Source organism: Kribbella speibonae, from assembly GCF_004331375.1.
Classification (GTDB): Bacteria; Actinomycetota; Actinomycetes; order Propionibacteriales; family Kribbellaceae; genus Kribbella; species Kribbella sindirgiensis.
On sequence record NZ_SJKC01000001.1, the window covers coordinates 1,126,577 to 1,139,861 of the forward strand.

Annotated in this window: 12 protein-coding genes; 2 read left to right on the forward strand and 10 right to left on the reverse strand. The window is 69.3% G+C overall.

The window, feature by feature from the left end; genetic code table 11:
- Positions 1–136: 136 nt before the first annotated feature.
- The 8 genes from E0H92_RS05675 to E0H92_RS05710 form a co-directional block, all read right to left on the reverse strand.
- Positions 137–1,075, reverse strand: coding sequence for a beta-ketoacyl-ACP synthase III (locus E0H92_RS05675; RefSeq protein ID WP_131335479.1), 939 nt, complete (start codon positions 1,073–1,075; stop codon positions 137–139).
- A gap of 108 nt (positions 1,076–1,183) precedes the next feature.
- Positions 1,184–2,584: a DNA repair protein RadA gene (gene radA / locus E0H92_RS05680; RefSeq protein ID WP_131286892.1), complete on the reverse strand. Its 1,401-nt coding sequence runs from the start codon at positions 2,582–2,584 to the stop codon at positions 1,184–1,186.
- A 56-nt stretch (positions 2,585–2,640) separates the two neighbouring features.
- Complete coding sequence (locus E0H92_RS05685; RefSeq protein ID WP_131495589.1) at positions 2,641–3,918, reverse strand: tetratricopeptide repeat protein; 1,278 nt, start codon at positions 3,916–3,918, stop codon at positions 2,641–2,643.
- On the reverse strand, positions 3,915–5,687 hold the full coding sequence (locus E0H92_RS05690) for an ABC transporter permease subunit (protein ID WP_131495590.1): 1,773 nt from the start codon (positions 5,685–5,687) through the stop codon (positions 3,915–3,917). Before E0H92_RS05690 ends, E0H92_RS05685 begins: the two co-directional genes overlap by 4 nt.
- The gene (locus E0H92_RS05695; protein ID WP_131495591.1) at positions 5,687–6,934 is read right to left on the reverse strand and encodes an ABC transporter substrate-binding protein; all 1,248 of its coding nucleotides are present in this window, start codon (positions 6,932–6,934) and stop codon (positions 5,687–5,689) included. The genes E0H92_RS05690 and E0H92_RS05695 overlap by 1 nt, the downstream gene beginning before the upstream one ends.
- Complete coding sequence (locus tag E0H92_RS05700) at positions 6,924–7,475, reverse strand: P-loop NTPase family protein (RefSeq protein WP_131495592.1); 552 nt, start codon at positions 7,473–7,475, stop codon at positions 6,924–6,926. The genes E0H92_RS05695 and E0H92_RS05700 overlap by 11 nt, the downstream gene beginning before the upstream one ends.
- 89 nt (positions 7,476–7,564) lie before the next feature.
- A complete protein-coding gene (locus E0H92_RS05705; protein WP_131495593.1) occupies positions 7,565–8,260 on the reverse strand; it encodes a class I SAM-dependent methyltransferase in 696 nt (231 codons plus the stop codon).
- A 4-nt stretch (positions 8,261–8,264) separates the two neighbouring features.
- Positions 8,265–9,464, reverse strand: coding sequence for an MFS transporter (locus tag E0H92_RS05710; RefSeq protein WP_131495594.1), 1,200 nt, complete (start codon positions 9,462–9,464; stop codon positions 8,265–8,267).
- A gap of 80 nt (positions 9,465–9,544) precedes the next feature.
- Here E0H92_RS05710 and E0H92_RS05715 point away from each other — a divergent pair, with 80 nt between their 5' ends.
- Together E0H92_RS05715 and E0H92_RS05720 are read left to right on the forward strand one after the other, a co-directional pair.
- Entirely contained in the window at positions 9,545–10,969 is a 1,425-nt protein-coding gene (locus E0H92_RS05715) for a beta-N-acetylhexosaminidase (protein WP_131495595.1), read from the forward strand.
- Between the two features lie 111 nt (positions 10,970–11,080).
- Positions 11,081–12,469, forward strand: coding sequence for a WS/DGAT/MGAT family O-acyltransferase (locus E0H92_RS05720; protein WP_131495596.1), 1,389 nt, complete (start codon positions 11,081–11,083; stop codon positions 12,467–12,469).
- Here the strand turns inward: E0H92_RS05720 and E0H92_RS05725 are convergent.
- A complete protein-coding gene (locus E0H92_RS05725; RefSeq protein ID WP_131495597.1) occupies positions 12,466–12,945 on the reverse strand; it encodes an SRPBCC family protein in 480 nt (159 codons plus the stop codon). The genes E0H92_RS05720 and E0H92_RS05725 overlap by 4 nt on opposite strands.
- Complete coding sequence (locus E0H92_RS05730) at positions 12,926–13,267, reverse strand: ArsR/SmtB family transcription factor (protein WP_131465209.1); 342 nt, start codon at positions 13,265–13,267, stop codon at positions 12,926–12,928. The genes E0H92_RS05725 and E0H92_RS05730 overlap by 20 nt, the downstream gene beginning before the upstream one ends.
- Positions 13,268–13,285: the final 18 nt, after the last annotated feature.

Here is a 13,285-nt window from a genome sequence, read left to right on the forward strand (position 1 = left end):
ATCTGCCGCAGCGCCCGCTGCGGCCCTCGTCGATCGGCCGACCGGCGCATCTGCGCGTGCACGCGCCCGTGCATCGGACTGTGCAGTTCTGGTTTCCCGCGTGGACCGAGTGCTTCGAGGTACGACGCCTGCCGCGTCAGGGGCAGCGGATGACCTGACCGGCGTACGACAGACCGCCGCCGAATCCGAACAGCAGCACCGGCGCGCCGGACGGAATCTCACGCTTCTCGACCAGTTTCGACAGCGCGATCGGGATGCTCGCGGCCGACGTGTTGCCGGACTCCACGACATCCTTCGCAACCACCGCGTTGACCGCGCCGAGCCGCTTCGCGAGCGGCTCGATGATGCGCAGGTTGGCCTGGTGCAGGACGACGCCGCCGAGGTCCTCGGGCTTCAGGCCGGCCTTCGCGCAGACCTGCTTGGCGATCTCCGGGAGTTGCGTGGTGGCCCAGCGGAAGACGCTCAGGCCTTCCTGCGCGAACGGGCCGTCGCGGCCTTCGATCCGGACCGCGTCCGACATCTCCGGCACCGAACCCCACACCACCGGACCGACCTCGGGCTCGTCACTCGCGACCAGCACAGCGGCACCGGCGCCGTCACCGATCAGCACGCAGGTGGTGCGGTCCGTCCAGTCCGTCCAGTCGCTGAGCTTCTCCACGCCGATCACCAGGGCCTTGGTCGCGGCGCCGGCCCGGATGGCCTGGTCGGCGGTCGCGAGCGCGTACGCGAAACCCGAGCACGCGGTGTTCAGGTCGATCGCGGCCGGGTTGCCGAGGCCGAGGCGTGCGGCGACGCGGGCGGCCATGTTCGGCGACCGGTCGATCGCCGTACAGGTCGCGACCACGACGTAGTCGATCTCCGAGGTGTCGATCCCCGCGTTCGCGACGGCCTTGTCGGCGGCCCGCCAGGCCATCTCGTCGACCTGCTCGTCGGGCGCTGCGATCCGGCGCTCCCGGATGCCGACCCGGCTCTGGATCCACTCGTCGTTGGTCTCGACCATGGTGGCGAGCTCGTCGTTGGTGAGCACCCGTTCCGGCTGGTAGTGGCCGAGCGCGACAACTCTGGATCCGGTCATCAGGTGCTCCTGCAGTCATCCGGCGGGGGTACGGGCGGTCCCCAGAGTACGTTCCCGAGCCAGCCGCTGTGGATCCCCCGTCTCACCTGTGGTGTTGGCCACAGACGACTAGGCGAGACCCGCGGCGAGCAACGCGGAGCGGAGGTCGGGGGCGGCGAAGGTGCGCAGGCCGTACTTCTTCTGGATGTCCATCGGCTTCACGTCCTTGCTGCGGTTCGGGATGTCGGCGGGGACGATCGCCTTGGTGAACCCGAGCCGGGCCGCTTCCGCGAGACGTTTCTCCAGGCCGCCGACGCGGCGGACCTCACCGGCCAGGCCGACCTCGCCGATCGCGACCAGGCCGGGATGGATCGGCTTGTCCATCACCGAGGACGCGACCGCGATCGCGACCGACAGATCCGCGACCGGCTCGGTGATCTTCACACCGCCGACGGTCGCGACGTACACCTCCTGGTCGGCCAGCTTCAGCCCGGCCCGGTTACCCAGTACGGCGAGGACCATCGCGACCCGCGACGACTCCAGACCGGACGTGGTGCGGCGCGGTTGCGGTGCGGCGGACGGGCCGACCAGCGCCTGCACCTCGGCCAGCAGCGGGCGGCGGCCCTCCATCATCACCGTCACGCACGTGCCGGCCACCGGCTCGGCATGCTCGGAGACGAACAGCCCGGTCGGGTCGGTGACCTCGACGATGCCGGTGTCGACCATGTCGAAACAGCCGACCTCGTCGGACGGGCCGAAGCGGTTCTTGGTCGCGCGCACCATCCGGAACCCGGAGTGCCGGTCGCCGTCGAACGCCAGCACGACGTCGACCAGGTGCTCGAGCATCCGCGGACCGGCGATCGCGCCCTCCTTCGTGACGTGACCGACCAGCACGACCGCGATGTGCCGCTCCTTCGCGAGCCGGACCAGCGCGCCGGTCACCTCGCGGACCTGCGTCACGCCGCCCGGGGCCCCGTCGACCTCCGGGTGCGCCATCGTCTGCACAGAGTCGATCACCAGGAACGACGGCTCGACCGCGTCCACCTGACCGACCACCGCGCCGAGGTCGGTCTCGGCCGCTAGGAAGAGTTCGTCGACGAGGGCGTCGGTCCGCCCGGCCCGGAGCCGCACCTGCGCGGCCGACTCCTCACCGGACACGTAGAGCGTCCGCTGGCCGCCGCGGGCCGACTGGGCCGCGACCTCGAGCAGCAGCGTGGACTTGCCGACGCCCGGCTCACCCGCGAGCAGGATCACCGCGCCCGGCACGACACCGCCGCCGAGCACGCGGTCGAGTTCGCCGATGCCGGTCGGGCGGGACTCGGCCTCGATCGCGGACACCTTGGCGATCGGCATCGCCGGTGACGTCACCGGGCCGGCGGTGATCCGCGCGGCCTTCGGCGCACCGACCTCGACGACCGTGCCCCAGGCCTGGCACTCACCGCACCGCCCGATCCACCGCGCCGAGGTCCATCCACACTCGGAGCACGCGTACGCCGCCTTGCTCTTCGCCTGTGTCGCCGCCTTCGCCATGGAACCAACCTAGGTGAGCCCGCCGACAAATCCGCTGGCACCCGCCCGCGCGCCTGTCAGCGGGTGAAGAAGGTGCGCAGGCGTTTCAGCCATGTGACGGCCGTACGTCGGGGCGGGTCGTCGGCGACGACGGGGAGGTCCGAGGTCCGGCGGGCCGCGTCGAGATACTTCGTGAGGAGCTCGCTCTCCGACGTGCGCAGTGTCGCGCTTCGTTCGAGCAGTTCGAGTGCGGTGTCCAGGTCCTCGGCGATGACGGCTGCGGAGCCGAGGTGCTGGAGGCAGCGGGCGTGGCCTTCGCGTTCGTCGATCTCGGCGTACAGGTGCGCGGCGTGCTCCCACCGGCTGCCGGCCTCGTGCCGGTTGCGCTGCATCCACGCGGCCACGCCCATGAGCTCGAGCGCGTGGGCCTGTCCGCTCACGTCACCGGCCGCTGTCGCCCGGGCGAGCGCGGGTCGCAGCTGATCGAGTGCGCCTTGGTCGTCGTGCTGATACAGATGCACGACGGCGAGGTTGATGGAGATCGCCACGTCGGCTGCGAGGTCCGGACCGGGCCGGGTGAGACGTGCGTCGTCGAGCCGGTCGCGTGCGTTCAGGACGGCCTCGTCACGGTCGTTGCCGGCCGGTGCGCGTTCTGCACGGGCCAGGTGCAGCAGGGCGCGTTCGACTTGGCGTCGCGTCTTCAGTGCGGCCGCCGTACGGCCGTGGGTCGCGATGTTGTCCGAGACGCCCAGCCGGGTGCTGGCCGCGTCCAGGTCGCCCAGCATCCGGTACGCCGTTGCCGCCCGCGCCGCTGCCAGCTCGGCGAGACCACGGCGCCCGCTGGCCTCCGCTGCGGCGCTCAGGAGCTCGCTCAGCTGGAGGAGCGCATCAGGGTTGGGACGGCGTACGTACCACGCCTCGAGTGCGTCGCAGATCCGCGCGAAGTCGTCGACGGCCGCGTGCTGTGGGTTCTCGGTCGCGACCAGGTCGCGGAGCCAGTCCTCGTTCACTGTGAACCACTCGGCCGCTGCCATCCCGTCGGCGTCCGATCCGAGCGCGATCATCCACTGCTCGGCCTCTTCGGCGGCCGCGTGCAGTTCGCTCGCACCCTGCTGGCGGCGGATGCGCGCACGCCGGCGCCGAGCGCGCAGCCGAAGGTAGGAGATGACCACGAGCAGGGCGGCCACGGAGTACCCGACCCACTGCACGATGCCGCGTTGGCCGAGGCTCTGGTTCAGCAGCTGTGACGTGAGGTCGGTGAGCAACGCGGACGCGACACCGCCGACGACCAGGGAGAACTCCTGGATCCGCGACTGCTCCTCCGGTGGCTCCCGCTTCGGCTGCTCCTCGCTCATGGCCGGCTCCCTGTCGTGAGTCCGCGCACCACAGTGCGCCAGAACGACAGCATCAACACCACAGGTACGACCGACGCGACCACAGCCGCGGCAGCGACTGGTCCGCTCGACGTGGAGAACTGCCGCGCCTCACCCCACAGCACCAGCGACAACGGCGTCGCGCCCGGCCCACTGATCAGGAACCCGACTATGAAGTCGTTCCACACCATTGCGAACTCCAACACCGCAACAGCCACCAGTGCGGGACGGTACGTCCGCTGCACAGTCGCCAGTACGGCGCTCTGCCGCGCTGGACCCTGCAACGCTTCGGACACGAGCGCTGGTGGTGCAGACGCGAAGGCGGATCGCAACAGCAGTACGGCGAACGGTAGACCGGCAGCCGCATGTACTAGGGCCAGTGCGACCCGGGACCCGGCCAGCCCCGCTGTGTCGATCGCCTCCCGCAGCGGAGCGGCGTACATCTGCACTGGTGTGACGGCCAGTACGACGAACACGCCCATCGCGATGCGACCGAGCCGCGTCGGCAGACCGCCCCAGGCGACCAGGTACGCGGTGGGTACGGCGATGACGAGCAGGACAGCCGTTGCCGCGGCCGCGATCACCAGCGTGGACAGGAGCGCCCGGAACAACCCGACGTTGGCCGCGGCGGCGAACGACGAGAACCCGAGACCCGACAGCGACCACCATCCGCGGAGACCGGCGTCTCGTGGCGAGTGCAGTGCGGTGGCGACGAGTACGACGGCCGGGAAGATCCACACCAGCGCGACAGCGAGCCCGATGAGCCAGCCGAACCGCCGTACCGCGCGGCCCGGTTTCGGTCGGCCCAGCGACTGATCCGGCCGTACGACGGCAATGGGCATCGCCCACCGCCGCCGGCGCAGCCCGCGGACGCCGATCAGCCCGACCGCCGCGACGATCGCGAACAGCACCACACCGAGCGCCGCCGTACGTCCTGAGTCGCCACCTGTCGTGGTGGCCCGCCACCAGTTCAGACCGAGTACGTCGGCGGACCGCTGCATCGACCCGGGTACGACGATCAGCACCAGGTCGAACACCCGCACTGCCGCAATGACCAGCGTCAACGTGACCACACCGGTCACCGGACGCAGCAGCGGGATCTCCAACGCCCGCAGCCGTCTCCAACCCGTCACGCCTTCAGCTGTGAGTGTCCGCGACACGTCGTCCGGTATGGCGTCCAGACCGGCGCGGAAGAGCGACACGACATACCCGAGCCAGGTCCAGCCGAACGCGGACACCAGCACCAGCCAGAACAGTCCAGGACCCAGCCACACTGGACTGGTTCCGAACAACCGCGTCCAGACCGCAGTGATCGTGCCGCGCTCCGGCGTGGGGTCGAAGATCAGCCGGAACGTCGCACCGGACGCCAGCACCGAAACAGCGAACGGAATGACCAGTGCGGGTTGCAGGAACGTCGTGACCGCCGGGAGTCGATGACTCAACAGGGCAAGGAAGAACCCGACCACCACGGTTCCGAACGCGACCATGACCCACAAGAGACTGTTGCCCACGGCATGTAATGCGGACGGGTCGCCCATCACCGCGAAGTTGCCGAGCCCGAACCCGCCACGCGTCCGGAACGCCGTCACGACAGTTACGCCGATCGGTACGAGCAGCAAGCAGCTCAGCAGCAACGCGGGCAGGCCCAGCAGGTACGGCCCGGCGGGTCGGCGCGGCTTGCCCTGCACCGGACGGCCCGTGACCTCCCGGCCGACGACCTCGAAGGACAGGCCGTTGGTCTGCAGGCCCATCAGCCCTCCTCCACGTTCCGCAGCTCGGCCATCGCGTCATCCACCGCGTCCGGTACGGCGGCGTTCGGGCGCCCGACCGCGATCAGGAAGTCCGTCAGCACCCGCCACAGTCCGTTGATGTCTCCGATGCGACCGAGCCGGTCGGACAGGTCGAACTGCAGTTGCTCTCCGGGCCGAGTCAGCTGCTCCGCGAGCCGGGTGAGCTCGGGGGAGTACCCGGTGGTCCGTCCGTCGACCAGGAACCCGCCTTCCGCGATCCACGGGTCCGGCGCGGTCTGTGCGGACAATCGGCGTACCAGGTCGCGTGCGTCTTCCGAGGTCGGCTTCTGCAGCACCATCACGTCGCCCCCGACGACGACGGGAGCAGGAGCGCCCGCAGTCATCGGCGGGAACGTGAAAAGTCCTATGTCATTGGGGTCTGCGGCAAACGACCGCACCACCGGTTCGGCGAAGTCGGACGCGAGCACCATCGCGGCCCTGCGGTGCCCGAAGACCTCCACCAGCGCGTCCGGGAACTGCTGGACGAGCGACTCCTCCACCCCGCCCGCCAGAAGGTCAGGCGCCGACCACATGCTGCCCAGCAACCGCAGTGCGGCCCCGAACTGCGGCTGCTGCGACGGCCGCGGGTCCTTGGCCGTAGCAAGCTCAGAGTAGACAGATGGCGCGATTCCCAGCAGCACGTTCTCCAGGAAGTCTGTGAGGACCCAGCCGTCACCTGCGGCCAGTGCCATCGGTGTGACACCGGCCTGCGTCAGCGTCCGGTTCAGTGCCAGCCACTCGCTCCACTGCCGTGGAGGTTGTACGCCGACCTGCCGGAACACTGAGGGCCGGTACCAGACGGCCGACTTGTGCGCTGTCTTGAACGGCACGCCGTACGTCGTTCCTTCGTGAACCAGGAGCTCTTTCCACAGACGGGCCTGCCCAAGTGGTGCGATGTCGTCGGGGATGGGCTCCAGGTCAGCCAGATGGCGCGGCACGAGACCTGGTTGCGGCAGCATGACGATGTCCGGTCTCCGGGTGGAGCGGACGCCGAAGGCGGTAGAGATGGCGTCACCGAGTGGCACGACCTCGACCGGGTAGTTCAACGTACCCAGGCTGTCCAGGACCTTGTGGAACGCGCGCAGCTCCTCGCCACTCCAGCTGACGGCTACGCGGACTGCACGTCGCAGTCCCAGCACGTCACTCGAGCACCCGGCCAGCAGAAGTGTCGCTGCGGTCCCCAGAAACGCTCTGCGGCTACTCAGCATCGACAAACCCCGCTGTACGGGTCGCACTGGTTGTGATGAGCATCAGAGCGGCTGAGGCGAGGTCGGGGTTGGGTCGGAGCGACAGGAGCGATCCCCACGTGGGCAGGCCGTTGGCATCCTCCAGCACGATTGCTCGCGGGTAGGCACCGAGTGCCCGGGCCACTCCGGCCAGGCGGCGGCGGCCTGCGGTGATCTCGTACGGGTAGCGGTCCAGTACGTCCTCCAGCCCGCAGCCGACTGCCTTGACGACGCTGGCTTCCCGAGCTGCCTGACTGGTGATCGACTGCGACGTGCGGTGCCCGTGCATCACGTTGCCGAGCACAGTGAGATGGGGGAGCAAGCCGCCTTCGGCAGGGACCAGCCGGACCTTTCCACTGGCCAGCACGAGTGCACCGGGTGGTGGATCGTCCAGTCCGGTCACGATGTCGGCCAGCCTGCGGCGGTCGGCTGCCTGAGGCACCACCACCGCACGCTGCTCACCTACGTCGATCCGGAGCCGCCCCGGCAACCCCGGCACGTGATCGAGCAGCAGTCCGTCCATCCGTGGCTGGCGCCTCCCCAGGAACCCCGTCGAGTGGTCCGTCAACCCTATGAGGACCGGAGGTCCGTCCGCAGACCGGAGAGTGTCGTCTAGAAGGTTCGGCTCCACAGGTTGATCGCGTAGTCGACCTCTACACCCGTGTGCGACGCGAGGATCCGGCGCGCGTCCTTCGGGGTGAACTCGATCTTCACCACCGCCTCCAGGTCGGCACGGGTCTCGAACCGCCAGCCCATGTCCAGCGGTGTCCGGTGCCAGCCGCGATCGGCCCAGAACCGTTCCACCACAGGCGCCTTGATCATCGGGTACGACGTACTGAACCATCCACCGAACGTCGACCGGCTCCCGTCGTTGTCGATCACGAACGCGGTCCCGCCGCGGCGCATCACCCGGTCCAGCTCGGCCAGCCCGGGCTCGCACCCCGGCCCGAAGAAGTACGCCCAGCGCGCGTGCATCACGTCCACCGACGCGTCCGGTACCGGTAGGCGTTGCGCCGTACCCTGCCGTACGTCGACGTTCGGCAACGCCTGCGTACGTCGACGGGCCGCGTCCGCCAGTGCTCCGTGCGGCTCGACGCCGATCACGTGTCCGGCCGTCGCGGCGAACATCGGCAGGTGGAATCCGGTGCCGCAGCCGATGTCGAGGACCGTCGCGCCGGTCCAGTCGCGGATCGCCCGCATCGCCGGCTCGATCACGCCGTTCGGGTCGACTGCCCGGTTCTCGACCTCGTACACCTTCGGGTGGTGCCAGATGTTCGGGCTCGGAATCCCGCCGTCCGCGATGCTCACATCGCTAAACCCTAGCTACCGCCTGTTTGGTCGTTGCCGCGAGTACGGCGGCCGGGATGAGGAGGATGCCGCAGAAGACGGCCAGCCAGTGGAACCCGAGGTACGCGAGGACCGGGCCGGCAGCTGTGCCCGAAAGGGAAGCGAGGACGCCCATCGTCAGGTCCGACAGGCCCTGCGCCGACGTGCGGATACCGTCCGGCACGGACCGCGACAACAGGGTGGAGCCGGCGACCAGACAGGCGGACCAGCCGAGGCCCAGCGTGAAGAGGGCGACGCCGGTCAGCGCGTGCGCGTCGTCCGGCGCGACAGCGGCCAGCGTCATCGCGATCGCGAGGATGCCGAGGCCGATGCCGATCGTGGGGATCCGGCCGAGCCGGTCGGCCAGCCAGCCGGTCAGCGGGGACAGGGCGTACATGCCGGCCACATGTCCGCTGATGACGAAGCCGACGATGGTCAGCGAGGCACCGTGGTGACGCAGGTGGACCGAGGTCATCGACATCACGCCGACCATCACCGCGTGCGCCGTGGCGATCGCCAGCAGACCGAGGCGGGCGTGCGGGATGCGGATGACCTGGCGGAACGTCTCGGCCAGCGGCTGGCGCTCCACCTTGCCCGGCCGCACCTGGCTGCGCATGCCGACCCACACCGTGGCCGCACTGAGGCCGAAGGCGACGACTGAGAACACGTACGGACCGGCCAGCGCCAGGATGCCCAGTGACGTGCCGACCGAGCCGCCGACCCCGGTCAGGTTCGGTCCGACGATCACGCCGATGGTCGTGGCCCAGACGACCAGCCCGAGCGAACGGGCGATACGGCTGGGCTCAGCGGCGTCCGTGGCGGCGTACCGGGACTGGAGGTTGGAGGCCGAGCCGCTGCCGAAGAAGCAACCTGCGGCCAGCAGCAGCGCCAGGGAGCCGATCTGTGCGGCGACGATCGTCAGCGCAGCGCCCACGAAGGCGATCAGGTAGCCGATGCTCAACGAGACCCGTCGGCCGTGCGACCGAGCCAGACCGGCCAGCGGTACGGCGAGAACGGCGGCGCCCAGTGTGGTCGACGTGGCGACCAGACCGGCCAAGGACGTGGACCCGGACACGTTCTCCGCCAGCAGTGCGGCGACTGCGAAGCCGCTGGCCGTCGCGACCCCTCCGAGCGCGTTGCTCGCCACCAGGACCCGGAGAGTCGTCCGCTGCTGCTCGCTCGTCACGAGCGAACCCTCTCATGAACCTGACACGGAAGCCGCTTATAGGATCGTCCTGACATAAATACGCTTCCCCTGGAGTTCCGATGTCCGACATCGCGATCGTTCCTGCCCCGCGCGAACTGACCGTCCACGACGGCCGCTGGGTCACCGCCGACCCGCTCGGTGAGGCCGTCCGGGACGTCGTCGGGAACCTCGACGACGCCGAGTACCGGATCGAGATCACCACCGAGGGCGCCCGGCTGAGCGCCGGTTCCGAGGACGCGCTCCGGCACGCGGAGACGACGTACGCCCAGCTGGTCGAGTCGGCGGAGCCCGCCGCGGACGGGAAGGTCGCCGTACCGCTGGCCCACGTCGCGGACGCGCCGCGGTTCGGCTGGCGCGGGATGATGCTGGACGTCGCGCGGCACTTCATGCCGAAGGCGTTCGTCCTCAGGATCATCGACGTGCTCGCGCTGCACCGGCTGAACGTGCTGCACTTCCACCTCACCGACGACCAGGGCTGGCGGGTCGAGATCGAGGCGTACCCGCGGCTCACCGAGGTCGGCGGGTGGCGGGCCGAGACCATGGTCGGCAAGATGTCGCACGGCCAGACCGAGTTCGAGTACGACGGCACGCCGCACGGCGGGTTCTACACCAAGAACGACCTGCGCGAGATCGTCGCGTACGCCGCGGAGCGGGGCATCACCGTCGTCCCCGAGATCGACCTGCCCGGTCACATGCAGGCCGCGATCACGGCGTACCCGGAGCTCGGGAACCACCCGGACCAGCAGCTGACGGTCCGGCCGTACTGGGGTATCAGCGACGACGTGCTGAACGTGAACGACGCGACCGTCGAGTTCGTGAAGACCGTGCTGCGCGAGGTGCTGGAGATCTTCCCGTCGCCGTACATCCACCTCGGCGGCGACGAGTGCCCGTCGGTGCAGTGGGCCGAGTCCGAGGCGGCTCAGAAGCGGCAGGCCGAGCTCGGGCTGCAGGAGCCGGGTCAGTTGCAGGGCTGGTTCACCGCGCAGGTCGCGGAGGTGCTGGCCGAGGAAGGGCGCCGGCTCGTCGGCTGGGACGAGATGGTCGACACCGACTGCCCTCGCGACGCGGTGATCATGGCCTGGCGGAGCGCGCAGCGCGGCGAGATCGCGGTGAAGGCCGGCCACGAGACCGTGATGGCGCCGTGCGAGTCGGTGTACTTCGACTACTACCAGGGCGACCCGGCGACCGAGCCGCTCGCCATCGGCGGCGACATCCCGCTGGAGAAGGTGTACGACTTCGAGGTGATCCCGGCGGCGCTGTCGGAGGAGGAGAAGGCGCTGATCGTCGGGACCCAGTGCCAGATCTGGACCGAGTACATGGAAGGGCCTGAGCAGGTCGGCTACATGCTGCTCCCGCGCCTGTCCGCCTTCGCCGAACGTGCCTGGGGCTCGCCGAAGATCTCGTACGACGAGTTCCTGACCCGCCTCCGCCCGCACCTCGCCCGGATCGAGAAGCTCGGCGTCAACTACCGCCCGCTCGACTGAGAGCGTCCGATAGTTGTTGCTGCGGTAACTAATTCTCGGTGAAGGGAGTTGTGCGGGTGTAGACGCGCTCTCGTACGACGACCACGATGGTTTGCCGGGAAGGTGAGGACCATGACCGTGGTGGGGCCGCTGGACGCGATGTTCCTGGGCGGGGAGTCGCGGGAGCAACCGATGCATGTCGGTGGGCTGATGCTGTTCGAGCTTCCGGAAGGGGCCGGGCGGGATCACGTGTTCCCGGAGTCGTCGCGGGACTTCGTGTCGCGGCTGTACCACGAGATGACGGCCGCGCCCGAGGTGCATCCGTTGTTCGCGCGCCGCGTACGGAACCGGCCGGTGGACCTCGGCTACTGGTCCTGGGAACAGGATGACGAGATCGACCTGGAGTACCACGTCCGGCTGTCCGCGCTACCCCGTCCCGGGCGGTACCGCGAACTGTTCGAGCTCACCAGCCGCCTGCACGGGACGCTGCTCGACCGGCACCGCCCGCTGTGGGAGATGCACCTGATCGAGGGCGTCGAGGGCCGGCGGTTCGCGATCTACAGCAAGATCCACCACTCGATGATTGACGGCGTCACCGCGCTCCGCTGGATGCAGGACACCCTCACCACTGACCCGACCCGCACCGGGATGCCGGCCACGTACGCACTGCCGCTGAAGGTCGCCGAGCCGCGGCCGGAGACCGGTCTGCTGCAGGCGATCGCCAAGGTTCCGGGGGACGCGTTGCGGACCGCCGCCGGGCTGGCCGGTCTCCCGCTGGCCGGCGTGAAGAGCTTGGTGAACTCGACGATGCCGTTCCAGGCGCCGCGGACGATCTTCAACCAGCCGGTCACCGGCGCGCGGCGGTTCGCGGCGCAGTCGTGGCCGATCGAACGGCTGGAGAAGGTCCGGGCGATCACCGGCGCGACGCTGAACGACGTCCTGCTCGCGATGTGTTCAGGGGCCCTGCGCAACTATCTGCTCGAGCTGGACGCCCTGCCGGACAAGGCCCTGACGGCGATGGTGCCGGTCTCGTTGCGGACGTCGGACGACGCGCCCGGAGGCGGGAACTCGCTCACCACGCTGATCGCCGACCTGGCCACCGACCAGGCGGATCCCGAGCGCCGGATCCGCCGGATCATGGCCTCGACCGCCCACGGAAAACGTGTTCTCTCCGACCTCAGTCCGCTGCAGAACCTGATCGTCGGCGCCCTCGGCTTCGGCGTCGCCGGCCCGGCCGCGGTGCTTCCCGGCGTCGCCGGTCGTACGGCGCCGCCGTACAACGTGGTCATCTCGAACGTGCCCGGCCCTGCCGAGAGCCCGCTCTACTGGAACCGCTCCCGCCTACTCGGCATGTATCCCGCGAGCATCGTCCTCAACGGCCAGGCGCTGAACATCAGCGTCACCAGCTACGCCCACGAACTCCACTTCGGCTTGACCGGCTGCCGCCGCACCGTCCCGCACCTGCAACGCATGCTCGGCCACCTGGAAACTTCCCTCGCCGACCTCGAGAACATCCACTAAGCAAGCAACGCGTCCATCTGCCCGACGGCCAGCCGCAGCCCTTCGTCCATCCCGATGCCGAGCAACTGATCCATCTGCTCGCGCGAGTCGAAGACGGCCCGCAGCTCCATCCGTGTCTTCCCGTCGTGCGAGCTGAGCCGCATGCGCGTCGTACTGGCCGGCATGTCGAGCGGCTTCCCCTCGGAGTCCGCGAAGATGTCGACGAACTCCAGCGACGTCGGTACGTCGACAGCCGTGATGTTCCAGCGCCCGTGGTACTTCTCGCCTTCCGGGCTGGTCATGTAGTAGGTGACCGCGCCGCCCGGCGTCAGATCGTGGTCGACCATCGTCGCGGGATGCGTCGGCGGCCCCCACCAGCGCTCCAGCTTCCGCGGGTCCGCCCACAGGTCCCACACCTGCTCGGCCGGCGCGTCGAAGTCCGCGATCAGGGTCAGGCTCAGTGCCTCGAGATCCTTGTCAACGCTTGTCACGCTCATCGTTCTCATTCCTCTCGGTCAACAGGTCGGACATCCGGTCCACGCGTCCGCGCCAGGTCGCCTCGAGCTGGTCCAGCGCGTCCCGGGCCCGCCGTACGGCGTCGATCTCACTCCGTACGAGCTGCTCCCGCCCTCGACGTTCCTTGCTCACCAGCCCCGCCCGCTCCAGTACTGCGACGTGCTTCTGCACCGCGGCGAAGCTCATCGGGTACAGCTCGGCCAGGCGCGAGACCGAAGCGCTCTCGGTCAGGCACCGCCGGACGATGTCCCGCCGCGTCGAGTCCGCCAACGCGTGCAGCAACCGATCCTCATCTACAACCATTTGGTTGTACGTTAGGCC